The 23,887-nt window shown below is 68.0% G+C and carries 22 protein-coding genes and 2 pseudogenes; 12 read left to right on the top strand and 12 right to left on the bottom strand.

The window, feature by feature from the left end:
* Positions 1-205 precede the first annotated feature (205 nt).
* The 4 genes from BLV94_RS14450 to BLV94_RS14435 are packed head-to-tail and all read left to right on the top strand — an operon-like array spanning position 206 to position 4,527.
* Complete coding sequence (locus BLV94_RS14450) at positions 206-1,570, top strand: ABC transporter substrate-binding protein (protein ID WP_174705577.1); 1,365 nt, start codon at positions 206-208, stop codon at positions 1,568-1,570.
* A complete protein-coding gene (locus tag BLV94_RS14445; RefSeq protein ID WP_072949600.1) occupies positions 1,567-2,514 on the top strand; it encodes a carbohydrate ABC transporter permease in 948 nt (315 codons plus the stop codon). The genes BLV94_RS14450 and BLV94_RS14445 overlap by 4 nt, the downstream gene beginning before the upstream one ends.
* Before the next feature lie 2 nt (positions 2,515-2,516).
* Positions 2,517-3,353: a carbohydrate ABC transporter permease gene (locus tag BLV94_RS14440; RefSeq protein WP_072949597.1), complete on the top strand. Its 837-nt coding sequence runs from the start codon at positions 2,517-2,519 to the stop codon at positions 3,351-3,353.
* Positions 3,354-3,357: 4 nt separating this feature from the next.
* A complete protein-coding gene (locus tag BLV94_RS14435; protein WP_072949595.1) occupies positions 3,358-4,527 on the top strand; it encodes an ABC transporter ATP-binding protein in 1,170 nt (389 codons plus the stop codon).
* Here BLV94_RS14435 and BLV94_RS14430 read toward each other — a convergent pair.
* Positions 4,517-6,037: an MFS transporter gene (locus tag BLV94_RS14430; protein ID WP_095860989.1), complete on the bottom strand. Its 1,521-nt coding sequence runs from the start codon at positions 6,035-6,037 to the stop codon at positions 4,517-4,519. The two genes, BLV94_RS14435 and BLV94_RS14430, sit on opposite strands and share 11 nt — an antisense overlap.
* 91 nt (positions 6,038-6,128) lie before the next feature.
* On the opposite strand from BLV94_RS14430, the gene BLV94_RS14425 reads away from it, so the two are divergent.
* Entirely contained in the window at positions 6,129-7,286 is a 1,158-nt protein-coding gene (locus tag BLV94_RS14425; protein WP_244163597.1) for a winged helix DNA-binding domain-containing protein, read from the top strand.
* Between the two features lie 16 nt (positions 7,287-7,302).
* On the opposite strand, the pseudogene tnpA reads toward BLV94_RS14425, so the two are convergent.
* Positions 7,303-7,610 (bottom strand): annotated as a pseudogene (gene tnpA, locus BLV94_RS14420) (IS200/IS605 family transposase); the annotation flags it as partial.
* A 23-nt stretch (positions 7,611-7,633) separates the two neighbouring features.
* Here tnpA and BLV94_RS14415 point away from each other — a divergent pair.
* Positions 7,634-8,864, top strand: a pseudogene (locus BLV94_RS14415) (RNA-guided endonuclease InsQ/TnpB family protein).
* Here BLV94_RS14415 and BLV94_RS14410 read toward each other — a convergent pair.
* Positions 8,851-9,732, bottom strand: coding sequence for a chromosome partitioning protein ParB (locus tag BLV94_RS14410; RefSeq protein WP_072948291.1), 882 nt, complete (start codon positions 9,730-9,732; stop codon positions 8,851-8,853). The pseudogene BLV94_RS14415 and the gene BLV94_RS14410 overlap by 14 nt on opposite strands.
* Positions 9,722-10,417, bottom strand: a complete 696-nt coding sequence (locus BLV94_RS14405) for a metallophosphoesterase family protein (RefSeq protein ID WP_015889788.1) — start codon at positions 10,415-10,417, stop codon at positions 9,722-9,724. Before BLV94_RS14405 ends, BLV94_RS14410 begins: the two co-directional genes overlap by 11 nt.
* Positions 10,418-10,482: 65 nt before the next feature.
* Here BLV94_RS14405 and BLV94_RS14400 point away from each other — a divergent pair, with 65 nt between their 5' ends.
* The gene (locus BLV94_RS14400; protein WP_174705563.1) at positions 10,483-11,070 is read left to right on the top strand and encodes a suppressor of fused domain protein; all 588 of its coding nucleotides are present in this window, start codon (positions 10,483-10,485) and stop codon (positions 11,068-11,070) included.
* On the opposite strand, the gene corA is transcribed toward BLV94_RS14400, so the two are convergent.
* Positions 11,067-12,158, bottom strand: coding sequence for a magnesium/cobalt transporter CorA (gene corA, locus BLV94_RS14395; protein WP_072948399.1), 1,092 nt, complete (start codon positions 12,156-12,158; stop codon positions 11,067-11,069). The two genes, BLV94_RS14400 and corA, sit on opposite strands and share 4 nt — an antisense overlap.
* Before the next feature lie 146 nt (positions 12,159-12,304).
* Between corA and BLV94_RS14390 the strand changes: the two genes are divergently transcribed.
* From BLV94_RS14390 to BLV94_RS14380, 3 genes are all read left to right on the top strand, one after another.
* Positions 12,305-13,159: a PHP domain-containing protein gene (locus BLV94_RS14390; RefSeq protein ID WP_072948295.1), complete on the top strand. Its 855-nt coding sequence runs from the start codon at positions 12,305-12,307 to the stop codon at positions 13,157-13,159.
* A complete protein-coding gene (locus BLV94_RS14385) occupies positions 13,156-13,515 on the top strand; it encodes a hypothetical protein (protein WP_072948298.1) in 360 nt (119 codons plus the stop codon). The genes BLV94_RS14390 and BLV94_RS14385 overlap by 4 nt, the downstream gene beginning before the upstream one ends.
* Positions 13,516-13,894: 379 nt before the next feature.
* Positions 13,895-15,088, top strand: coding sequence for an NAD(P)-dependent malic enzyme (locus BLV94_RS14380; RefSeq protein ID WP_072948300.1), 1,194 nt, complete (start codon positions 13,895-13,897; stop codon positions 15,086-15,088).
* A gap of 81 nt (positions 15,089-15,169) precedes the next feature.
* On the opposite strand, the gene BLV94_RS14375 is transcribed toward BLV94_RS14380, so the two are convergent.
* The 4 genes from BLV94_RS14375 to BLV94_RS14360 are packed head-to-tail and all read right to left on the bottom strand — an operon-like array spanning position 15,170 to position 18,716.
* A complete protein-coding gene (locus BLV94_RS14375; RefSeq protein ID WP_072948302.1) occupies positions 15,170-15,874 on the bottom strand; it encodes an ABC transporter permease in 705 nt (234 codons plus the stop codon).
* Positions 15,871-16,569 (bottom strand): ABC transporter permease, encoded by a 699-nt coding sequence (locus tag BLV94_RS14370; protein WP_072948304.1) that lies wholly within the window; start codon positions 16,567-16,569, stop codon positions 15,871-15,873. The genes BLV94_RS14375 and BLV94_RS14370 overlap by 4 nt, the downstream gene beginning before the upstream one ends.
* A gap of 4 nt (positions 16,570-16,573) precedes the next feature.
* Complete coding sequence (locus BLV94_RS14365) at positions 16,574-17,731, bottom strand: ABC transporter ATP-binding protein (RefSeq protein WP_072948307.1); 1,158 nt, start codon at positions 17,729-17,731, stop codon at positions 16,574-16,576.
* 10 nt (positions 17,732-17,741) lie between these two features.
* Positions 17,742-18,716, bottom strand: a complete 975-nt coding sequence (locus tag BLV94_RS14360; RefSeq protein WP_072948309.1) for an ABC transporter substrate-binding protein — start codon at positions 18,714-18,716, stop codon at positions 17,742-17,744.
* A gap of 144 nt (positions 18,717-18,860) precedes the next feature.
* Here BLV94_RS14360 and BLV94_RS14355 point away from each other — a divergent pair, with 144 nt between their 5' ends.
* Positions 18,861-19,808, top strand: coding sequence for an ABC transporter substrate-binding protein (locus BLV94_RS14355; protein WP_072948311.1), 948 nt, complete (start codon positions 18,861-18,863; stop codon positions 19,806-19,808).
* Here BLV94_RS14355 and BLV94_RS14350 read toward each other — a convergent pair.
* From BLV94_RS14350 to BLV94_RS14340, 3 genes are read right to left on the bottom strand one after another with little or no spacing between them, the layout of a single operon-like run.
* Positions 19,767-20,687: an alpha/beta hydrolase gene (locus BLV94_RS14350; protein ID WP_072948313.1), complete on the bottom strand. Its 921-nt coding sequence runs from the start codon at positions 20,685-20,687 to the stop codon at positions 19,767-19,769. The genes BLV94_RS14355 and BLV94_RS14350 overlap by 42 nt on opposite strands.
* A gap of 7 nt (positions 20,688-20,694) precedes the next feature.
* Positions 20,695-21,525 (bottom strand): SDR family NAD(P)-dependent oxidoreductase, encoded by an 831-nt coding sequence (locus BLV94_RS14345; protein WP_072948315.1) that lies wholly within the window; start codon positions 21,523-21,525, stop codon positions 20,695-20,697.
* Positions 21,522-23,123 (bottom strand): flavin-containing monooxygenase, encoded by a 1,602-nt coding sequence (locus BLV94_RS14340; RefSeq protein WP_072948317.1) that lies wholly within the window; start codon positions 23,121-23,123, stop codon positions 21,522-21,524. The genes BLV94_RS14345 and BLV94_RS14340 overlap by 4 nt, the downstream gene beginning before the upstream one ends.
* A gap of 70 nt (positions 23,124-23,193) precedes the next feature.
* On the opposite strand from BLV94_RS14340, the gene BLV94_RS14335 reads away from it, so the two are divergent.
* Positions 23,194-23,832, top strand: coding sequence for a TetR/AcrR family transcriptional regulator (locus BLV94_RS14335; protein WP_072948318.1), 639 nt, complete (start codon positions 23,194-23,196; stop codon positions 23,830-23,832).
* The last annotated feature ends 55 nt before the right edge of the window (positions 23,833-23,887 follow it).

Genomic DNA, 23,887 nt, shown 5'->3' with positions numbered 1-23,887 from the left:
TTGCGTCCTATTCGCGACGTTCGCCGTGATTTCACCCGGTTCGCCGGTGATGTCGGATAGGTTTACGGCGCAATGCGTGGGCCCCGGCCCTCGCCGAAACCGTGACCTGTCGGTGGAGCGCGTGTTCCGGCAGGAACCAATGTGCGGGCCCGCGTGCCCAGCCGTACCGCGACTGGATCCGTGAGGGCCGCTCGAGGAGGCGGCTGTGCTGCATCGCACCAAGCCCGGACGCTCGCTGAAGTGGGGACTGATCGGTGCGGCCACCGTCCTCACCGTTCCCCTGCTGGCCGCGTGCGGGTCGTCCGAAGACGGCATCGTCCTCAGTTTCTACACCGCCGCCGACGGTGCCGAACAGTACGCGGAGGCCGCGGCCAACTGCACGGCCGCAGCGGGTGGCCGGTACACCATCGAGCAACGCACGCTGCCGAAGGGCGCGGACGATCAACGCCTCCAGCTGGCCCGCCGGCTCACCGGCAACGACACGTCACTCGACATCATGACGCTCGACGTGGTGTGGACCGCCGAGTTCGCCGAGGCGGGCTGGGCGCTGCCGCTCCCACCCGGCATCGCGGCCGAGGTTACCGAGGGCACGCTCGAAGGCCCGCTCGAATCGGCCAAGTGGCAGGACCAGCTGTACGCCGCACCGCTGAACACCAACACCCAGTTGCTCTGGTACCGCAAGGACCTCATGCCGGACGGGCAGCCGCCGCAGACGTGGGATCAGATGATCGACATCGCGGAGGGGCTCGCCGCGGAGGGCCGCCCCAGCTGGATCGGGGTGCAGGGCAAGCAGTACGAGGGCCTGATGGTGTGGTTCAACACCCTGCTCGCGAGTGCGGGCGGGTCCGTCGTCGCCGACGACGGGACCACCGTGACGGTCGCGGACGGTGACGCCGCCCTGAAGGCGCTCGAGGTCATGAAGCGGGTCGCCACCGCGAAGGGTGCCGACCCGTCGGTTTCCCAGGGCGACGAGGCGTCGTCCCGGCTCGGGATGGAGAGCGGAAAGGCCGCGTTCGAGGTCAATTGGCCGTTCGTGTTGCCGGGCATGATCGAGAACGCCGAGAAGGGCGACCTCCCGTTCATCGACGACAAGGGCAACCCGACGTCCGTGGACACCGGCAACACGGTGCTCACGGTCGACGGTCAGCAGAACTTCCTGCCTGCGCCGTACCCGTCGGTGATCCCCGGCCGGCCCGCCGAGGTGACGATCGGCGGATTCAACGTCGCGGTCGCGAAGACGAGCCAGCACCCGGACCTGGCGTTCGAGGCGGTGTCCTGCCTGCGGAACGAGGAGAACCAGCGCAACAACGCCGTCAACGGCGGTGTGCCGCCGACGCTGGCGAGCCTGTACGACGACCCGGCGTTCCAGGAGGCGTACCCCGCGTGGCGTGAGGTGCGGGAGAGCCTCGACACCGCGTCCGTCCGCCCGGTGTCTCCGGCGTACCAGAGCATTTCGACCCTGATCACCGCCACGTTGAATCCGGTCGGTGACATCGACCCGCCGCGGACCGTCGACGAACTCGCCGAACAGGTCCGCAAGGCGGTCAACTCGGAAGGGCTGATCCCGTGACGACCGAAACCGTGCAGGCGGACCGGGGCGAGGAGCCGAAAGTCGCCTCCAAGGGCCAGATCTCGGAGGGGAAGCGGGCCGAACGCCGGCTGGGGTTGTGGTTGGTGGCCCCCGCCGCGATCCTCATGATCGCGGTGACGGCCTATCCCGTCGTGTACGCGGTGTGGCTGAGCCTGCAGCGCTACGACCTCCGTTTCCCCGACGAACGCAAGTTCGTCGGACTCGCCAACTACGTGTCGGTGCTGACGGACGGGTACTGGTGGCAGGCGTTCTGGGTGACGGTGGGCATCACCGTCGTGTCGGTGGTGATCGAGTTTGTCCTGGGCCTGATCCTGGCGCTCGTGATGCACCGGACGCTGGTGGGGAAGGGCCTCGTCCGGACGGTGGTGCTGATTCCGTACGGCATCGTCACCGTCGCCGCCGCGTACAGCTGGTACTACGCGTGGACGCCGGGAACCGGGTATCTCGCGAACCTGCTGCCCGACGGCAGCGCCCCGTTGACCGAGCAGATCCCGTCGCTCGCGATCATCGTGCTCGCCGAGGTGTGGAAGACGACGCCGTTCATGGCGCTGCTGCTGCTCGCCGGGCTCGCCCTCGTTCCCGACGACCTCCTCAAGGCCGCGCAGGTCGACGGCGCCGGGGCGTGGACGCGGCTGGTGCGGATCATCCTGCCTCTGATGAAACCCGCGATCCTCGTGGCGCTGCTGTTCCGCACGCTCGACGCGTTCCGGATCTTCGACAACATCTACGTTCTCACCAAGGGCGCCAACGACACCGGGTCGCTGTCGATCCTCGGTTACGACAACCTGTTCAAGGCGTTCAACCTCGGTATCGGCTCGGCGATCAGCGTCCTCATCTTCCTGTGCGTCGCGCTGCTCGCGTTCGTGTTCATCAAGCTCTTCGGCGCGTCGGCTCCCGGGGCCGACACGGAAGGAAACCGATAACCATGGCCGTCGTCGACACTCCTCGCCGCAAGATCAGCTGGTCCGTGGTCAACCTGCTGGTCCTGTTGTACGCGCTGGTCCCGGTGCTGTGGATCGCCAGCCTGTCGTTCAAACCCGCGGGAACGATCAAGGACGGCAAGTTCATTCCGCAGAAGTGGACCCTCGACAACTACCGCGGCATCTTCGAGACCAACGCGTTCACCAGCGCGCTGATCAACTCCATCGGCATCGGTCTCATCTCCACGGTGATCGCCGTCGTCATCGGCACCATGGCCGCCTACGCCATTGCCCGCCTCGACTTCCCGGGAAAGAAACTGCTGGTCGGGGTGGCGCTGCTGATCGCGATGTTCCCGCAGATCTCCCTCGTGAGCCCGCTGTTCGACATCGAGCGCAGGCTCGGGCTGTTCGACACCTGGGCGGGCCTGATCCTGCCGTACATCACGTTCGCGCTTCCGCTGGCCATCTACACGCTGTCCGCCTTCTTCAAGGAGATCCCGTGGGAGCTGGAGAAGGCGGCCAAGATGGACGGCGCCACCCCGGCGCAGGCATTCCGGAAGGTGGTGGCACCACTGGCGGCGCCGGGCATCGTGACCGCCGCGATCCTCGTCTTCATCTTCTGTTGGAACGACCTGCTGTTCGCGATCTCGCTGACCTCGACGGAACGTTCCATCACCGCGCCTGCCGCGATCGCGAACTTCACCGGCGCCTCCCAGTTCGAGGAGCCGACCGGCTCGATCGCCGCAGCCGCGATGGTGATCACGATCCCGATCATCATCTTCGTGCTGTTCTTCCAACGACGCATCGTGGCCGGCCTGACCTCCGGCGCAGTGAAGGGATAATTTTGTGGCCGAAATCGTGCTCGACAAGGTGACGAAGCTGTACCCGGACGGCGCCAAGGCGGTGAGCGACGTCGACATCACGATCGCCGACGGCGAATTCATCATCCTGGTCGGACCGTCCGGTTGCGGAAAGTCGACCACTCTCAACATGATCGCCGGGCTGGAGGACATCTCGTCCGGCGAACTGCGGATCGCGGGGGAGCGGGTCAACGAGAAGGCGCCGAAGGACCGCGACATCGCCATGGTGTTCCAGTCGTACGCGCTGTACCCGCACATGACGGTGCGGCAGAACATCGCGTTCCCGCTCACCCTGGCGAAGATGTCGAAGTCGGACATCGCGGCGAAGGTGGACGACGCCGCCAAGATCCTCGACCTCACCCAGCACCTCGACCGCAAACCCGCCAATCTGTCCGGCGGCCAGCGGCAGCGGGTCGCGATGGGCCGGGCGATCGTCCGCAGCCCCAAGGCGTTCCTGATGGACGAGCCGCTGTCGAACCTCGACGCCAAACTCCGCGTCCAGATGCGCACCGAGATCGCCCGGCTGCAACAGCGACTCGGCACCACCACGGTCTACGTCACGCACGATCAGACCGAGGCGATGACCCTCGGCGATCGGGTGGTGGTGCTGCGGGGCGGCGTGGTTCAGCAGATCGGGGCGCCGCAGGATCTGTACGACCACCCGAACAACCTGTTCGTCGCGGGGTTCATCGGCTCGCCGTCGATGAACTTCTTCCCGGGGCAGCTCACCGCCGACGGGGTGTCGACGCCGCTCGGCGAGTTCGGGCTGCCCCCGGAGACGCGCGACAAGATCGGGTCGTCGAACACGGCGAAGGACGTCGTCGTCGGGATCCGTCCCGAGCACTTCGAGGACGTGGCGCTCGTCGACGAGGGACAGCGGGCGGCCGGTGCCACGTTCACGGCCAACGTCGAGGTGCTCGAGTCGATGGGTTCGGACAAGTACGCCTATTTCACGGCCGAGGGTCCGCAGGTGACGTCCCGGGAACTCGAGGAACTCGCCGCCGACTCGGGTACCGCGGTCGCGGGCGGCGGGCAGCTGGTCGCCCGGTTGTCGACCGAATCGTCCGCGGCGCACGGCAGGCCGGTGGAACTGTGGTTCGACCGGGCGAAGATCGCCCTGTTCGATCAGGACTCGGGGGCGAACCTCACCCTCTGACCGGGGCGTGGCGCTCACCCGAACCGCGGGTGTTCGCCCCGCCGAGGCCGCCGACCGTGCCCCACTCGGCCGCGAGGGCGGTCGCGTGCACCTCGTCCTCCTCCTCATCGGACGGGGTGCGGGTGGTGCGGGTGATCCCGAAGAACGGCAGCAGTCCGGCGAGGGCGGCGGCGGTCGCACCGACGACGAACGCGATCACGTACGCCGATTCGGTCGGGACGTCGGTCCCGGGGAGGGTGATCCCGGCGAGCAGGGTCGCGAGCAGCGCGCTGGCGACCGAGCTGCCCACGGACCGGGCGATCGAGTTGATGCTGTTCGCGACGCCGGTCTCGTCCTGCCGGACCTCGGCCACGAGCAGCGACGGCAGCGACGCGTAGGCGAGGCTGATGTACGTGTTGATCAGCACGATCGCCGCAATGACTTCCCACGTGCGGTCGTGGGCGAAGACGAACACGACGAAACCGCTCACCCCGACGACGCTCGCGGCGATCAGGACGGCGCGGGAACCGAAGCGGTGGATCAGTCTTCCGCTCAGGATCGACGCGAGGACGCCGCTGATCGCGCCCGGCAGCAGATATACGGTGCTGGCCTCGAGGACGGTGGCCCCGAAGCCGTACCCGGCGACCGCGCGCGGCGTCTGGACGAAGTACGAGCTGCCCAGGAACATCACGAACATCGACATGCCCACCACCAGGGCGGACAGATGGGTGACCAGAACGGGTGGGTTGGTCAGCAGCCGAGGCGCGACGAGTGGATCGGTGATCCGGCGTTCGAAGAGGAACCAGCCGATCAGAACCAGGATCCCGGCGACTCCGCTGGCGATTGTGACGGGCGACGTCCAGCCCCAGGTGCCGCCCTCGGCGAGCGGGAGCAGGACGAGGACCAGGCCGGCGGCGAGACCGACAGCGCCGACCCAGTCGATGGAACCCGTGCCTGCGCGGGGGCGGCGGGGGATGGCGATCCAGGCGAGGACGAGTCCCGCCGCGGTGATGGCCGAGGACAGCCAGAAGACGCGGTGGAAGTCGGCGCCGTCGGAGACCAGCACACCGGTGAGGACGATGCCGAAACATCCGCCGAAACCGAGAGTGCCGGAGAAGATCCCCATCGCCCCGGTCAGCCTCTCGGCCGGAAGTTCGTCGCGCAGCACCGCGATGCCGATGGGGAACAGCGCGAACGACACACCCTGGAGCACACGGGCGAAGATCAGCACCCCCACGGACGTCGACACCGCACCGATCAGGGAGCCGAGCAGCACGACCATGAGCACCCCGAGCAGGACGGGTCGTTTGCCGCGGAGGTCGGCGAGGCGGCCGAGGACGGGTGTCGCGGTGGCGGCTGCGAGGAGGTTCGCGGTGAGGAGCCAGCCGACGGCGGTGGGGCCGACGTCGAGTTGCGCGCCGATGGTCCCGACGATCGGTACCACCAGTGTCTGCAGAACGGCGACAATCATCACGACGAAGCACATGACGGGCAGGAGAGCCCTGGCGGCGGTTGTCGGTCCGGCGGCCATGGGGGTCCTCCTGCAGGGGTCGGTGAACGGGCGTACACCAATACGGTACTGGGGCTAACTAACGAAGGGGTGCACGGTGGGGTCTGAACGCATGTCGAATCGAGCGCTGGGCCGGGCGACGCTGGCCAGGCAATCGCTGCTGAGCCGTTCGGAACTGTCCCCGCTCGACATGATCGAGCACCTCTGCGGACTGCAGGCGCAGGCGCCGGCCCCGCCGTACTTCGCGCTGTGGGCGCGGCTCAGGCGGTTTCGCGCCGAGTCGCTGTCGGATCTCGTCGAGAACCGCGCGGTGGTGCGGATCGTCGCGATGCGCGGGACGGTGTTCGCGTTGTCCGCGCCCGACGCCCTCTCGTTCCGTCCGCTGGCGCAACCGCTGCTCGACCGGGACCTTTACACGAACACGCAGCACCGGTCGAGTCTCGACGGAATCGACCTCGACGCGCTCGCGGCCGCGGGACGCGAACTGGTGCGCGAGAAACCCCGCACCCAGTCGCAGATGCGGTCGCTGCTCGAGCAGCGGTTCCCCGGGCGTGACGGTGCCGCGCTCGCCCACGGGGTGCGGGGACTGGTCCCGATGGTCCAGGTGCCGCCGCGCGGGCTGTGGGGCAGGTCGGGGCAGCCGGCGCTGGCGACGCTGGAGTCGTGGGTGGGTCGCCCGCTCTCCGCCGCGCCGTCCATCGACACGATGCTCCTTCGCTACCTCGCCGCGTTCGGCCCGGCGAGCGCGCGGGACGCCCAGGCCTGGTCGGGGCTGACCCGGCTCGGCGAGGTCCTGGACCGGCTGCGGCCCGGGCTCCGGGTGTTCGCGGGGGAGTCGGGGCCGGAACTGTTCGACCTTCCCGACGCGCCCCGGCCGGACCCGAACACCCCTGCGCCTGTCCGCATCCTCGCGCCGTTCGACAACGTGCTGCTCTCGCACGCGGACCGCGGGCGCCTCGTCGACGACGACGTGCGGAAGAAGATCTTCACGCAGAACGGCATCGTCAAACCGGCCGTGCTCGTGAACGGCAGGGTCGCGGCGTTCACCACGACGGTGGTCGAGAAGTCCCGTGCGGTACTCGACGTGGAGCCGCTGGCGACGATCGCGAAGACGCACCGCACCGCGATCGAGGCGGAGGGCAGGCGACTGCTGAAGTTCGCTCACCCCGAGGCGACCGAACGCGCCGTGCGGTTCACCGGATTAATCAGAGGAAGCGTGGCCCTTCAGGGCTGGGAGGAAGCTGATTCTGTAGTGCGCGATGGCGGGTAGCGGGGTCGCTTTCTGGTGTGGGTTCGGGTCGTTGTTGGTTGGTGATGTACTCGGCGACGATGGCGAGTGGGGCTCCGCCGGCGGAGGCGGCGAAGTAGGACGGTGACCAGAAGTGATTGCCCCACAGGTATTTCTGGATGTGGTCGGGGAACTCTTGGCGCAGGTATCGAGCGGAGACGCCCTTGAGGCTGTTGACCAGGGTGGAGAGTTGCACGGTAGGTGGGTAGTGGATCACTAGGTGGACGTGGTCGGTTTCTCCGTTGAACTCGGTCAACGTGCGCCGAACTTGTCACACACCTCTGCCATGATCTGCTCGCATCGGGTCGGTGAACGGAAAGGCGCAGGGTGTGAAGCGGATCGTTGTCGTGAAGCTGGCTCCCACCCCGGAGCAGTATGTGGCGCTGAAATCGACACTGGAGTTGTGCAATGCGGGGGCGAACATGGTTGCGCAGCTCGCGCACACCGCCGCTGATCGGCGCCCGTTCGCGCTGCAAAAGCGGGTCTATGCCCAGCTCAAGGCGTGCGGGTTGTCGGCGCAACCGGCGATCCGGGTCATCAAGAAAGTCGGCGGATGCGTACGCGACCCGGACAGCGAACCTGCGTAACGGGAATTACGGCACGCCGGGATCGACACGGTATGCGAAGGTGGCGGGTAAGGCGATCGTGTTCCGTCAGGACGCGGGCCAACCGTTCGACGATCGGTGCTTGTCGTGGCAGATCGATCGATCGACGGTGTCGATCTGGACGAGCGCGGGCCGGATGCGCAACGTCGGATTCGTGTGCGCGCCGTGGCAGCGGACAATGCTCGCCGACCGCACAGGCGAGTCGGATCTGATTTTCCGGGACGGATGTTTCTACCTGCATGCAACCGTCGACACCGACGCACCGCAGCAGCTGGTCCCCGCCGACGACCCCACCGGGTGGCTGGGTGTGGACTTGGGGATCGTGAACCTGGCTGTGACCACCGCAGACGACCCGGCCGAACTCGACGTCCGGTGGTCCGGTGGTGCGGTCACCGCCCGCCGGAAAAAGAACGGAACCATCCGGTCCGCGCTGCAAAAGGTGGGGACCAGGTCCGCGAAACGGACACTGAAGAAACGGCGGAGGAAGGAGACTCGGTACGCCACCGACATCAATCATCAACTCTCGAAAACGATTGTTGCCCAGGCGCAACGCACCGGTCAAGGAATCGCGGTAGAAGACCTGTCGGGAATCCGGGACCGGGTACGGCTCGCACGCAGACAACGGCAACAATTGCACTCCTGGGCATACGCGCAACTGCGCGACCAGATCACCTATAAGGCGCACGCCGCAGGAGTGCCGGTGCAGGTGATCAACCCTCGCAATACCCGCAAGACGTGCCACCACTGCGACACCGCGAACAGGCACAGTCAAGCACTCTTCCGGTGCCGCGGCTGCGGATGGACCGGCCACGCCGACCATAACGCCGCCGCCAACATTGCCGCACTCGGACACACCAACTACCGGGCCGCCCAATCAACCGTGCCTAAAGCAGCCACCCCTCTCACAGCCAGTGAGAACGTGAGCAGCAAACCCGCGTCCTTCAGGACCGGGTAGTTGATGAGCTAGCCGGTTTGTGCCTCCGCGGTGCGAGGTGGCTGAGCTCGGCGATGATCTCGTCGTTCCAGACATGCCGGCGCACGAGGCGGTACCGCTCGCGTGCCACCCACAGGTAGGCCTCGGCGTCGGTGTGGTCGGGCAGCATCCCGGCCGCCCGCAGCATCCGCACCACCGGCAGGTACTCCTCACCGAACCAGCGCCGGGCCACGGTCTCACGGCTGAGGAATTCGCCCATCTCCTGCATGAGCCGGAACCCCCAGGCCTCGACGCTCTGGCTGATCTCGGCGTACTCCCACGGATCGGTGACGACCACGGCCGCCCGCTGTGGCCCGCTCAACGGCACCCGCGTGAGGAACAGCCGGCGGTGGTCCTTGATGACCAGGTCGCCGCGCTGCGCGATTCCGTCCGGGGAGATCTTCGTCTGGATCTCGGTGACGTAGGCGTCGATCGTGCTCCAATGCATCGCGTACGCGATGGAGACGCGGTGGTGGCCGTCGCTGACGAAGTGCATCGACCCGATCCGGTACACCTGGATCGGTGGCACCGATTCGCCCCGGCGCTGCGCGGCCGCCAGCCGCTGCCAGCGCTCGCGCACCCGGGTGGACGTGGGCCGGAAGAACCGGTCGAAGTCGCGCGTGCGGTCGACGCTGCCGACGATGGAGTTGACGGGGATCACCTGCAGGCCGAGCGACCGTTCCCCGACCCGGCCGACGGCCGCGACCACCTCGTCGAACGGCAGGATCTCGTTGACGTCGTCCGGTTCGCGGCGCAGCCAGCTGACCAGGCGCGACAATTCGGCGCGACGACGCTGGCGGGTGAAGTCGTTCTCGGCGTCGGCGGCGGGGAACCCGGTGTCACGTGCCATGCCGGCGCCTGACGATGCTCGGTTCGGCGCCCGGCGACAACTCCATCAGGGTGAATCCCACCGTGTTGATGACCGTCGTCGCGCCGAGCGTGCGGTCCTCGGCCGCCCGGCCATACGGGTGGACGTGCCCGTGGATCATGACGCGGGCCTGCAACCTGCCCGCCAGGTTCTCGAAGCATTCGAAACCCCGGTGCGGCGGATCCTCCTGGTCGCCGACTCCCCGCGGCGGGCTGTGCGTGAGCAGCACGTCGACGCCGGACACCCCGGAGCGGCGCGCGTGCCACGCGCTCGTCAGCGCCAGGTTGCGCGCCCGCCGCCGCTGCTGCCGCTCGGTCCACTGATTGGGGCCGTCGTTGTAGCGGATGGATCCGCCGAGGCCGGCGATGCGCAGGCCCGCGATCCGCACGATCCGGCCGTCCGCGTTGACCGCACCGCACGGGCCCGGCCACGCCGAGGGCAGTCCCGCCCGCATCCACCCGACCCGTCCCGCGGAATAGCCGGACAGGTCGGCGTCGTGGTTGCCCGGCACGAAGACACACGGCGCGTCGAGGGCGTCGATCAGGTATTCCAGATAGTCGAACGGGAGGTCGCCCGCACCGAGGATCAGGTCGACGTCCATGGCGCGCACCTGCGAACTCCACAGCGACTCGATCGTCTCGTCGGACACTGCGAGTACCGAGACCATGCTCCGACGCTACCGGCTCGAGAGGCCGGAGGACGGGTGAGCGGGTTCGGTGGTTTGATGGCGGGGTGACTGACAGCGTTGTGGCCTCCGTTCGCGCGCACCTGCTGGGGCAGATCGGGGGACCGGAGCCGACAGCGGCATCGGTGACGTTCCTGGGCGTCGAACCGCTGGACGTGCTGCGGTTCGCACCCGACGACGAGGATCTGGTCCGATACGTGACCCTGGGATGCTCCCGGCACCCGATGAGTGACCCCGGCGAACTGGTGGCCGACGCTCTCCGCGGCCCCCGCGCCGAACTGATCCTCACCCTGCGCGGCGGCGCCGGGGTGGCGTCGGGAGTCGCGCGCACCCTGGCGGTGCTGGCGGCGGCGCCGTCGGTGGAAGGTGTCGTTCTCGTGGAGGACGCGCTGCTCGACCTGGGAGAGCCGCTGTGGAAGGACGCGCCGTTCACCGCCGTGCTGCTCGGTGAGTCGACGATCCCCGACCTGCCGCTGCCCGAACCCGCGGAGGCCGTGCGGTTCCTCGCGGTCGTTCCGCTCACCGGCACCGAGGCGGCGTGGGTCCGGTTGCGCGGCGCCGGCGCCCTGCGTGAGGCGTGGGCGGAGGCGGGCATCGACGTGCGCGATCCGCACCGCGGCGCCGCGTCGCTCTAGAGCCAGTTGTTCCGGCGGAACGTGACGAACAGGCCCACCGCCACCGACGCGATCACGAACACCACGCCGTGATAGCCGTACTGCCAGTGGAGTTCGGGCATGTTGTCGAAGTTCATGCCGTAGATGCCCGCGATCATCGTCGGCACGGCCGCGATCGCCACCCACGCCGAGATCTTGCGCATGTCGGTGTTCTGCTGCACGGCGACCTTCGCCAGGGCGGCATCGACGAGTGAGCTGAGCACCTCGTCGTATTCGGCGATCCGCTCGGCGACGGTGGTGTGGTGGTCGAGGACGTCGCGGAAGTAGCGGCGGATCTCCTTCGGCACCGGATTGCCCGGTGACCGCGTCAGCCGGAGCAACGGATTCGACAGCGGGTTCACCGACTTGCGGAGTTCGACGATCTCACGCTTGAGCAGGTAGATGTGTTCGACCGCAACGCTGCTGCGCGGACTGAACACCGCCTCCTCCATGCTGTCGACGTCTTCCTCGATGGCCTGGGTGACCTCGAGGTACGTGTCCACCACGTGGTCCGCGACCGCGTGCAGCACCGCGTACGGGCCGAGGGCGAGCCGCTCCCCGTTCGCCTCCAGCGCGTGCCGGACGTTCGACAGCGGGGAATGGTCACCGTGCCGCACGGTGATGACGAAGTCGGCTCCTACGAAGACCATGATCTCGCCGGTCTCGACGATCTCACTGGCAGTGGCCACCGACTCGTGTGGCACGTAGTTGACGGTCCGCAGCACCAGGAACAGCACGTCGTCGTAGCGTTCGAGCTTCGGTCGCTGGTGGGCGTGGACGGCGTCCTCGACCATCAGCTCGTGCAGCCCGAACGTCTCGGACACGCTCTCCATCTGGCCCTCGTCGGGAGCGAGCAGCCCGAGCCACACGAACCCCTGACCCCGCTTGCGAACCTCGGCCATCGCAGCCTGGTGGGTGTACTTGCCGGGAAGCCTCGTGCCGTCGACGTACACCCCGCAGTCCACGATGGCCCGCGCGGTCGGGATGCGGATCCTGGAACCTGGGTCCTTCTCGCCGTCGCGCTGATCCTTGTCGCTGCCGCGCCGGGGGAGCGAGGGCACAGACGGCACGGGGCCCTCCTTCACCGTCGAGTCGGAAACGCTGCCGGTGAATCGTACGTCAGCACCGGGTCCGGGCCGGGCGGCGTCGCACGACACGCCAGGCTTCCGGGCCGCACGCTCGGACCCCGTGCGGCGACACCTGACAGACTGGTCTGGTGCTCATCGATCTCCACACCCATTCGACGGCCTCCGACGGAACCGACAGCCCGGCGGACCTGGTGCGCGCCGCGGGGGCGGCGGGACTCGACATCGTGGCGATCACCGATCACGACACGACCGCGGGGTGGGCCGAAGCGGTCGCGGCGCTGCCTGCGGGGCTCGGGCTGGTGCGGGGCATGGAGATGTCCTGCGAGGGGCGGGGTGAGGACGGACGCCCGGTCGCCGTGCACCTCCTCGCCTACCTGTTCGATCCCGCGCACGCGGCGTTCGCGCGGGAACGAGAACGCCTGCGGAACGAGCGGATCGTCCGGATCCGCGCCATGGCCGAGCTGATGATGGAGGACGGTCTCCCCATCGACGCCGACGAGGTGCTCGCGGAAGCGGGACCGGCGGCCGGGCGCCCGCACCTGGCGAGGGCTCTGATGCGTGCCGGCGTGGTCGGCAGCGTCGGTGAGGCGTTCGTGGACCTGCTGGCCCCGCGCGGCCGGTACTTCGTCGACAAATCGGACACCCCGCTCGACGAGGCCGTGCAACTGGTGGCGGAGGCCGGGGGAGTGAGCGTCCTCGCCCACGGGAGGGCCCGCACGAGGGGGCGGCTGCTGTCGCTCGATCACGTCCGTGACCTGGCGGGTGCCGGTCTGCACGGGCTCGAGGTGCATCACCCCGACCATTCGCCGGAAGACGCGCGGGTGCTGCAGGCCCTCGCCGACGAGCTCGGTCTGGTCGTCACCGGCTCCTCCGACTACCACGGGACGAACAAAGCGATCCGGCTCGGCGAGTTCACAACGGACGCCGACGAGTTCGACACCCTCGTGTCGAAAGCATCCGGGGTGCAGGTGGTCTCGGCATGAACACGCACGAGTCCGAGCGATACGACCCGTACGCTCCCGCCGTCCCGAGGGCGGTGGCGGCCACCGAACCGCGACGCAACCCGCTTCCGGTCCGCGCGCTGCGCGCCCTCAGCGGGGCCGTCGCCGCCGGTGTGGTGATCCTCTGCCTCGTCGTGATCGGCTCCGCCTACGTCGGCGGAGGCCGGGGCTTCCCGGGCCCCGGGGCGGTCTCGATCACCGCGCACGTGGTCGCGTCCGTGTTCGTGATCGTCGCGCAGCGGATTGCGGACCGCCGCGACGGGTTCGCCGCCGTGGTCGCGTCCGTGGCCGTCCTCGCCGCGGCGGCACTTCTGCTGGCCACCCAGTGGTGGGGTTGAGGAACGCTCGGCCCGATATCTGAAACCGGCCCTCACAGTGACCCGCCGGTAACTTATTCTCACAGGTAGAGGCCCGAAAACGTGAGACATCTGACTGTCGTGGCAATTTGATTGTGCATCGATATTCGTGCCAGACTTAGCACCACTCCGACGTCGGCGCCACCGCCCTTCGGCGGGGGTTTTTATGGCAGCGTTGCCAGGGGCTCACCCGCCCAGTGCCATGACGCTTCGGACGTTCTGCGGCCATCGTGATCGCGCACCCCGGAAGCTTCACCCCAGTTGTCGTTCGTGGAGTAACTGTGAGGATCAGCGCCGATCCCTACGGTTACTTCTCAGTAACCCGGCCCCGAGTGAGCCTGGACTTATCAGGAGTGTCATCGTGTCCATCGTGTCCGAACCCACCACACCGCAGAAGGTCGAACTGACCGACGAGGAGATCTTCGCCGGCCATCTCGGCGGCAAGCTCTCGGTCGAGACCACCGCTCCCCTCGATTCCCAGCGCGCCCTGTCCATCGCTTACACGCCCGGTGTCGCGCAGGTCTCCCGCGCGATCGCCGCCGACGAGACCCTGGCCGACCGCTACACCTGGACCAACCGCCTCGTGGTCGTCGTCAGTGACGGCTCCGCGGTCCTCGGCCTCGGGGACATCGGCCCTCGCGCCTCCCTTCCCGTGATGGAAGGCAAGTCCGCGCTGTTCAAGAACTTCGCGGGCCTGAACTCGATCCCGCTGGTCCTCGACACCAAGGACCCCGACGAGATCGTCGAGACCCTGATCCGGCTGCGCCCGAGCTTCGGTGCCGTCAACCTCGAGGACATCTCCGCGCCCCGCTGCTTCGAAATCGAACAGCGCGTCATCGAGGCCCTGGACTGCCCGGTCATGCACGACGACCAGCACGGCACCGCCATCGTCGTCCTCGCCGCCCTCAAGGGCGCGGTCAAGGTCCAGGACCGCGACCTCCACGACCTCCGGGTCGTCATCTCCGGTGCCGGCGCCGCCGGCGTCGCCTGCGCGAACATCCTGCTCGCCGCCGGCATCGCGGACGTGACGGTCCTGGACTCGAAGGGCATCGTCTCGGCCGACCGCACCGACCTCAACGAGATCAAGGTCGACCTGGCCGCCCGCACCAACCCGGCCGCCCGCCGCGGCGGCGTCGTCGAAGCCCTCGACGGCGCGGACGTGTTCCTCGGTGTCTCCGCGGGCACCGTCCCGGAAGAGCTCATCGCGACGATGGCGGAGAACTCCATCGTGTTCGCGCTGTCGAACCCGGACCCGGAGATCCACCCCGACGTCGCCCGCAAGCACGCGGCGATCGTCGCGACCGGTCGCAGTGATTTCCCGAACCAGATCAACAATGTGCTCGCCTTCCCCGGTGTGTTCAAGGGCGCGCTCGACGCCGGCGCCCGGCGGATCACCGAAGGCATGAAACTCGCCGCCGCCGAGGCAATCCTCTCGGTCGTCGGTGACGAGCTGGCTGTAGACAAGATCGTTCCCAGCCCGCTCGATCCTCGCGTCGCCCCCGCTGTCGCGGAGGCAGTCGCCGCCGCTGCTCGCGCAGAAGGCGTCACCGGCTAGCGAGAATCCGTCGAGCACCCCGATCCGGAACCCGCACCCACGGTTCCGGTGTCGGGGTGTTTGCCGTTGTGGGAGAACTCGTTACGACGCGCGCTCGGCGATCTGTTCGGCGCTCGGATTCCGTCGCAGGCGGCCGGTTCCCGGAACGGACGCCCACACCGCCAGCGCGAGCAACCCGTCCACGACGAGAGCCAGAATCGTCACCAGCAGCGCGCCGACGAGCACCCGGTCGTATTGGCGCAGGGCCAGTCCGTCGAAGATGTAGCGGCCCAGGCCGCCGAGGTTGACGTACGCGGCCACCGTTGCGGTCGCGATGATCTGCAGGGTGGCGTTGCGCAGCCCGCCGAGCATGAGCGGCAGCGCATTCGGGGCCTCGACCCTCGTGAGGACCTGCCATTCGGTCATCCCCATCGCGCGGGCGGCGTCCACGACCGTCCGGTCGACATTCGCGACACCCGCATACGTGCCCGCGAGGACCGGCGGGATCCCGAGGATCACCAGGGCCAGGATCGGTGGGATCAGACCCAGCCCGAGCAGGAGCACCAGGAACGTCAGCAGGCCCAGCGTCGGCAGCGACCGAAGTGCGTTGACGAGACCGACCACGACCACGTCACCCTTGCGCAGATGTCCGATGATCAGACCGATCGGCACCGCCACCACCGCGGACAGTGTGACCGCCAGAAAGCTGTACCAGAGGTGTTCGAGGATGCGGGCGCCGATTCCGGTGCTGCCCGACCAGTTACCCGGGTCGACGATGTACTCCCACGCGCCGCCGAAGATGTTCACGAAGCCTCCTCCGGCGCGGGGGCCGTCGACTGTCCCGCGACCAGCGGTGCGCGCCGGACCCTCTGCTGCCGGGTCCACGGTGTCAGTGCCCGGCCGACGAGGAACAGCAGCAGGTCGAACGCGAGGGCCAGCACGACGATCGAGATGATCCCCGCCAGGATCTGATCGGGGTAGTCCCGCTGGTAGCCCTGCGTGAACAGGGTGCCGAGGCCGCCGATCCCGATCAGCGAACCCACCGACACCAGCGAGATGTTGGTCACCGCCACCACTCGGACGTTCGCAATGAGAACGGGCAGTGCGAGCGGCAATTCGACGGTCAGCGCCCGGCGGAGGCGCGTGAAACCCATCGCGGTGGCGGAGTCGACGACGTCCGCGGGAACGGAGTCGAGAGCCTCGGGAACGGCGCGGATGAGCAGTGCCGTGGAGTAGATCGTCAGCGCGATCACCACATTGAGCGGGTCCAGGATCTGCAGTCCGAAGACGGAGGGGATCGTCACGAACAGTGCCAGCGACGGGATCGTGAACGCGATGCCCGCCACGATCAGCGTGATCTTTCGCAGCCAGGAGGCACCCCGGATCGCCGTGCCCACCGGAACCGCGATGAGCAACCCGATCAGCAGCGGAACCAGTGCGAGATAGAGATGGGTCTTCGTCAGGTCGACGACGACCGAGAAGTTGTCGATGAGCCAGCGCACGCGATCACGGCCCGTCCGGGGTCGCCTGCTGGGCGGTGAAATAGTGCTCACCCCGCGCGCGGTCCTCCGCCGCCCGCTGCTCGGCCAGCTTCGCGATCACTTCGGAGCCGAGGATGCCGCCCGAGACCGCACCGTCCGCGTCGATGGCCACCCCGATGCCCGACGGCGAGGAGATCGCCGCGTCCAGTGCCTGCCGCAGGTCGGCACCGGGGGTGAAGAGCGATCCGCCCGCCGCAGTGCATTCGGAGACGGGCCGACCGGCCCGCGCCCCCTCGACGCCGGTGACGTCGATCCACCCCCGCGGCACGCCCGCGTCGGTGACGACGAGGACCCATTCACCCTGTTCGAGGCGCAGCCCGGGCAATTCGTTCTCGGTCGCCGTCCGCAGGGTGTGCAGCGGAACCTGATCTGCCGTCCGGAACGACAGCCCCCGGTACCCGCGGTCACGACCCACGAACGAGGCGACGAAATCGGTGGCGGGCGCCGACAGCACCGTGTCGGGTGCGTCGTACTGCTGCAACCGGCCGCCCGGCCCGAAGACCGCCACCCGATCACCGAGTTTGACGGCCTCGTCGATGTCGTGGGTGACGAACACGATCGTCTTGCGCATGTCGGCCTGCAGCCGCTGCATCTCGGCCTGCAGATCTTCGCGGACAACGGGATCGACGGCGCTGAACGGTTCGTCCATCAGCAGGATCGGCGGATCGGCGGCCAGCGCCCGGGCGACCCCGACGCGTTGTTGCTGGCCGCCGGAGAGCTGGCCGGGATAGCGGGAGGCCAGCGCCGGGTCGAGTCCGACGCGTTCGAGCACCGCCAACGCGGCCTTGCGGGCGTTGCGCCTCGAGTCGCCGCGCAGCACCGGCACGGTCGCGACGTTGTCGACCACCGTGCGGTGCGGCAACAGTCCCGCGCTCTGGATCACGTAGCCGATGCCGAGGCGAAGCTTCACCGCGTCGGTCCGGGCTATGTCGCGGCCGTCGACCGTGATGGTCCCAGTGGTTGGGGTGATCATCCGGTTGATCATCCGCATCGACGTGGTCTTGCCGCAGCCGGACGGCCCCACGAAGACAGTGAACGATTCGGCCTCGATCTGCAGGTCGAGGCCGTCGACCGCCGTCGTGCCGTCCGGGTACTGCTTGGTGACTCCCGAGAATGTGATCACGGCAGCCTCCTCACGAGACCGGCTTGTCGAGCCCCTGGTCCGTCACCCACTGCTTCGCGGCCGCCGCCGGCTCGGTCTTCGCATCACCCGAGACGGAATTGTTGAGCGAGACAAGCTCTTCGGTGGTCAGCTTCGCGGACAGAGCGTCGAGGGCGCGGGTCAGCTTGTCGGAGGACTTGGTGGTGCGCAACACCGGGACGACGTTCTGCGCCGCGAAGTTGTTCAGTGGGTCCGCGAGCACCACGAAACCGTTCTCTGCGATCGCCGGAGACGTGGTGAAGATGTCGGCGGCCGTGATCTGTCCCGACGCGAGAGCGTCCACCGTGGCCGGACCGCCGCCGTCGGCGATCGGGACGAAGTTGTCGGGCGTGATGTCGAGGCCGTACTTGGCCTTCAGGCCGGGCAGGCCACCGGGACGTTCCTGGAATTCGGCCGGTGCGCCGAACTTCACCTCGTTCGAGTGTGCCGCCAGATCCGCGATGGAGGTGAGGTTCCAGCGCTGCGCCGTCTCCTTCGTGACGACGACGGCGTCCTTGTCCTCCGCGGGGGCCGGGGTGGTGATCGTCAGTTCCGGCCCCAGCGCGGCAGGCAGCGCCGCGTCGACGTCGGCGGCGCTCGTGGCGGTGGAATCCGGGTCGAGATACTGCAGGAGGTTGCCCGTGTAATCGGGGATGACGTCGATCGACCCGTCCTTCAGTGCGGGAATGTAGGCCTCACGGGAGCCGATGTTGAACTTCGTCGTCACGTCGAACCCGTTGGCGCGGAGCACCTCGGTGTAGATGTTCGCCACCGTCTCGGATTCGGGGAAGTTCGCCGATCCCACGATGATCGCGTTCGGGTCGTCACCGGAGCCTTCGCCGCCGCCGGATAGGGGGTCGGATCCGCCGCCACCGCACGCCGCGAGCGACACGACGGCGACCGTCGCGAGAGCGATACTGCCCACGGAGCGGCGGGTGAAGCCCGACAGAATTCGTGAGGTGCGCATGAGCGTCCTTCCCGTTGTCACCGGCGCCGGACCTGCCGACGGAAAGCCGGTGGACGCGTGTCCGCGCCATCGGTTGGCCAGTGTAACGATAGGGGCGGACAGAGCACGGTTTTCGGCCGGCTCGAGGTAAACGAAAGGCGCGACGTGGCACACACACGCACAGACGAATCGGCCCGCCGCGGGCACCGCCCGGCGGCGTGGTCCCGGGTGCTGACCGCCGCGTCCGCGCTGCTCCTCGCTGCGGGGCTGGCGTCGGGCTGCGCCGGTGGCGACAGAACCCTCGACGGTGCCGCGGGACAGGGGCAGGGCCAGATCGTGGTGGGTGCGGGCGACGGTGCGGAGAGCCGCATCCTCGCCGAAATCTATGCGGGTGCCCTGCGTTCGACGGGCGCGCCGGTCACCACCGACGACGGCCTCGGTGACCGGACCGCCTATCTCGGGCAACTCGATGCCGGAAGCGTCACGCTGGTGCCGGAGTTCACGGGCCGGCTGCTGCGCTATTACGACCCCGAGTCGACGGAAACCGAACAGGAAGACGTGTTCGAGGCGTTGAGCAAGGCTCTGCCACAGGGGCTTTCGATCTCCGACTTCGCCGCCGCCGAGGACAGGTCGGCGCTGGCGGTGACTCCGCAGATATCCGAACAGCTCGGTCTCACCACGCTGGACGACCTCGTTCCCTCGTGCGGAAAGAGCACCGCCGTCCTCGCCCCGGCGTTCGAGGCCGATGCTCTCGCCGGCCTCACCGGGTGCACGTTCGCGCAGACGACGAGGGTGGCCGACGACGCCGCCGCGGTCGGTGAACTCGCCGTCCCTGCACCGGCGGGCGGAGCCGTGGTGGCCGGTGTGACCACGTCGTCGCCCGACGTCGCGGACACGGATCTGGTGCTGCTGTCCGACGACGAACACGTGTTCACCGCGCAGAACGTGGTGCCGCTGTTCCGGATCGGGACCCTGAGCGAAGCACAGCTGAAGGCGCTGAACGTCGTGGCGGGTGAACTGACGACCGCGGACCTGGCCGACATGATCGGCCAGTTCCGCGGTGGTGCCGATTCAGCCGACGTGGCGCGGGTGTGGCTGGACGCCCATCTGTGAACCCAGGAACGCCCCGAGTTCCGCGACCGCGTCCGCGGCCTCGCGGACCAGGGACGCCTGCAGATGGGCGACGTGCCACAGCCGGGCGTACTCGGTGAGCGTGACGTCCACCTTCGACTCGTTCAGCTTGTCGACGAACTCCATGATCTGCGGGTAAAGCACCTCGTCCACCCCGACGTGGATCAACGTCGGCGGCAGTCCCGCCAGATTTCCCTGCAACGGTGCGTAACCCGGATCCCGCGCGTCTCCGTTACCCAGGTACTTCTCGGCGGCGTCGAACGACCACGCGGTGTTGACGACGAGATCACGGTCCCGGGACGTGTCGCGCCTGCCGGGATCGACCCACGGGGAGATCAACGCCAACGCCGCGGGAGTCACGCCGTGCCGATCGATCAGGCGTCGTGCCGTGGCGACGGTCAGGCCACCACCCGCCGAATCGCCCGCGATGGCGAGTTGCTCTGTCTCGTAACCGTGTTCGGTGTTCAGCTCCATGTATGCGGCGGCGGCGTCCTCGAGCCCGGCCGGGAACGGATGTTCCGGGGCCAGCCGGTAGTCGAGGGTGTAGACGACGCTGCCGGATTCCCGGGCGATGTGGGCGGCCAGCGATCGGTGGGTGGCGAGCGAACCGATCGTGTACGCACCGCCGTGCAGGTAGAGGACAGCGGTCCGGCGTTCGGTGGCTCCCACCGTGATCCGCTCCGCGGGCCTCCCGGCCAGGACGGTCGGGCGGACGACGGCACCGGCGGGCACCTGCTGCAGTGGAGCACCCACGTCGAGAAGGGTCCGCTGCACCGAGTACGGAAGCCGTGCGTTGAGGCTGAGGCGGTAGAACGGCCGGAGGGCCGTCGCGACGACCGCCAGCGGCAGGTGGAAGCTCATCGGTACCTCAGTTCGACTTGGGGAGGACGCGTCCGGCGACGAGGGCAACCACCCGCTGGTAGCTCGGTCCGACGAGCCGCACCCAGGCGTCGAGGAACTTGGCGTCGGCGCCGATCAGCACGCGCGCCTTGCCCTTACGGACGCCGGTCACGATGGTCTCCGCCGCCGCTTCCGGAGTGGTGCGTGCCAGCTTCTGGTCGAAGAACTTTGCGAACGTGTCGAGATCCTCGCCCGGTCCCGCGGTGGCGTTGCGGGCGATGGCCGTCTTGATGCCGCCGGGATGCACACACGTCACCTTCACGGGATGCTTGGCGATCAGCATCTCCTGGCGCAGCGACTCGGTGAAACCGCGCACGGCGAACTTCGCCGAGTTGTACGCGCTCTGGCCGGGCATGGACAGCAGTCCGAACAGGCTCGAGACGTTCACGACGTGACCGTCGCCCGACGCGATGAGATGCGGCAGGAACGCCTTGGTGCCGTTGACGACTCCCCAGAAGTCCACGTCCATGATCTTCTCGATGTCCTTGAACTCGGACTTCTCGAACTCACCGTGGTAGGCGATGCCGGCGTTGTTGTACACCTGGTTGATCTTGCCGAAGTGGGCCCGCACCTCGTCGGCGTACGCGAGCACCGCCTCGCGCTGGGTGACGTCAAGGTGATCGGACTTGACCTCGGCGCCCAGCGCCTCCGCCTGGCGTGCGGTCTCGGCGAGTCCGACCGTGTCCATGTCCGAGATCGCCAGCCGGGCGCCCCGGCGCGCCAGATCGAGGGCGAGCGCCCTGCCGATGCCGGAGCCGGCCCCGGTGATCACGACTACCTTGCCTGCGAACTCGCTCACTGTGCTGTCACCTTGTCGTCGTCGAGGTCGATCTGCGCCGGGATGGCGGCGGATCCGGGGGTCTTTCCGTTCACGTGCACGGGCGCAGGCAGATCGGCGGTGGCCACGCTGTCGTACGCGGTGAGATCGAAGCGCCTGGTCTCGTTCCGGAACTGGAACGTGAAGCCCGGCCACAGGGTGGTGTTGTTGCCGTGCTTGTCGAGGTACCAGCTCGCGCACCCGCCGTTGTTCCAGACGCTGTGTGACAGCTTCTCCTGGAGGTCGGCGTTGTACCGGTCCTGGGCGTCCTGACGGACCTCGATCTTGCCGATACCGTACTTGTCGATCGTCTGCAGGGCGTCGACGAGGTAGTTGAGCTGCGACTCGATCATGAAGACCATCGAGGTGTGGCCCAGGCCCGTGTTCGGGCCGACCAGGAAGAACATGTTGGGGAAGTTCGCGATCGCGGCGCCCTTGTAACCCTGCTGCCCGCCCTCGTCGAAGACCGCGGCGAGCGAGCGGCCGTCCTTGCCGAAGATGCCCTCGAACGTGGGGGAGTCGGTGACGTGGAAACCGGTGGCGACGACGATGGCGTCGACCTCGCGGACGGTGCCGTCCTTCGAGATCACCGAGTTCGCCGTGACCTCGGCGATGCCGTCGGTCACCAGGTCGACGTTGTCCTGCGCGAGGGTGGGGTAGTAGTTGTTCGAGATGAGCATGCGCTTGCAGCCGATCTGGAAGTTCGGCGTCACCTTCTTGCGCAGAGCCTTGTCCTTGATCTGACGGCGCAGGTGGCGCTCGGCCGCGAGCTGCAGCGGCTTCATGAAGACGGGGGCCTTCGCGAGTCCGACGACCTGGCTCTCGCGCATCCAGTAGATGCCGGTGCGGCACAGCTTCTGGAAGCCGGGGAGGTATTTGAACGCGGTGTGCTCGAGCGTCGTGTACTCGCGATCCGCCCGGGGGAGGATCCACGGCGCCGTGCGCTGGTACACGTCGAGGTGCGACACCTTCTTGCCGATGGCGGGCACGATCTGGATGGCCGAGGCGCCGGTGCCGATGACGGCGACGCGCTTGCCCGTCAGGTCGGCGTCGTGGTTCCAGCGGGCGGAGTGGAAGATCTCGCCCTCGAAGCCTTCGATGCCCTTGATGTCGGGGAGGGACGGCTCGCACAGTGCGCCGACCGCGGAGACGACCACCTTCGCGACGAAGTTCCCCTTGGTGGTGCTGACCTCCCAGCGAGTGGTCGACTCGTTCCAGTGGGCGGACTGCACGTCACAGCCGAAGAGGTGCTTGTCGCGCACCTTGTACTTGTCCGCCACCGACTGGATGTACTTCTGGATCTCGGGCTGCGTCGAGAACGACCGCGTCCACTCCGGGTTCAGCGCGAACGAGTAGGAGTACAGATGTGAGGGAACATCGCACGCCGCACCCGGGTACGTGTTGTCTCGCCACGTACCACCGACCTCGTTGCCGCGTTCGAGCACGAGGAAGTCGGTCTTGCCTGCCTGGGTCAGCTTGATCGCCGCGCCGAGGCCGGCGAACCCGCTGCCGATGATCAGTGTGTCGATGTGGCGGACACCTGCGGTGGGGGCGTAAGTATCTGTGACGGGGAGACTCATGTAAGAAACCATAGGGCGCTATTGAGGGGCAGTCAATAGCCTATTGACCTTCATTCAGTAGTCTTGTCCCATGGACGTTGTGAAGCGGACCCGTCTCAGCCCCGAACAACGGCGCGCCCAACTGATCGACCTCGGCGCCAAGATGCTGGCGGAGCGCCCGCTCGAGCAGATCTCCGTCGAGGACATCGCAGATCAGGCCGGTGTCTCCCGCGGCCTGCTGTTCCACTACTTCGCGTCGAAGCACGACTTCCACCTCGAGATCGTGCGGCACACCAGCAGCGAGATGCTCGCCCGCACCGCCCCCGACCCGTACGTCGAGGAGGCGCGCGATCCGATGCAGATCCTGCGCTCGGTGCTCGCGTCGTACGTCGATTACGTCACCGAGAACCGTGGCACGTACGTCTCGCTCCTGCGGGGAACGGCGAGCGGCGACCCGGACATGCGGGCCGTCTTCGAGCAGACCCGCGCCGTGATGTCCGAGCGGACCCTCGAACAACTGCCCGCGATCGGCATCGAGCCCACCCGGGCGGTCGAACTCGCCGTCCGGGGCTGGATCGCCTATGTCGAGGAAGTCACGATTTCCTGGTTGCGCGACCCGCACCTGACCCGCGAAGAACTGATCGAACTCAACGTTCAGGCCCTTCCCGCGCTGGCCATTGCCGCCGCGCCCGAGATCGCCGCCGCGCTCGTGTCGGCCACGACGACCTGACACCCCTACTACCCCGACGCCGAAGCGGACGCACTCGTTGTGGGTAGCCGCTCCC

This window comes from Rhodococcus koreensis (genome assembly GCF_900105905.1).
GTDB classification, from domain to species: Bacteria; Actinomycetota; Actinomycetes; order Mycobacteriales; family Mycobacteriaceae; genus Rhodococcus_F; species Rhodococcus_F koreensis.
This window is presented reverse-complemented; position numbering and strand designations above follow the sequence as displayed.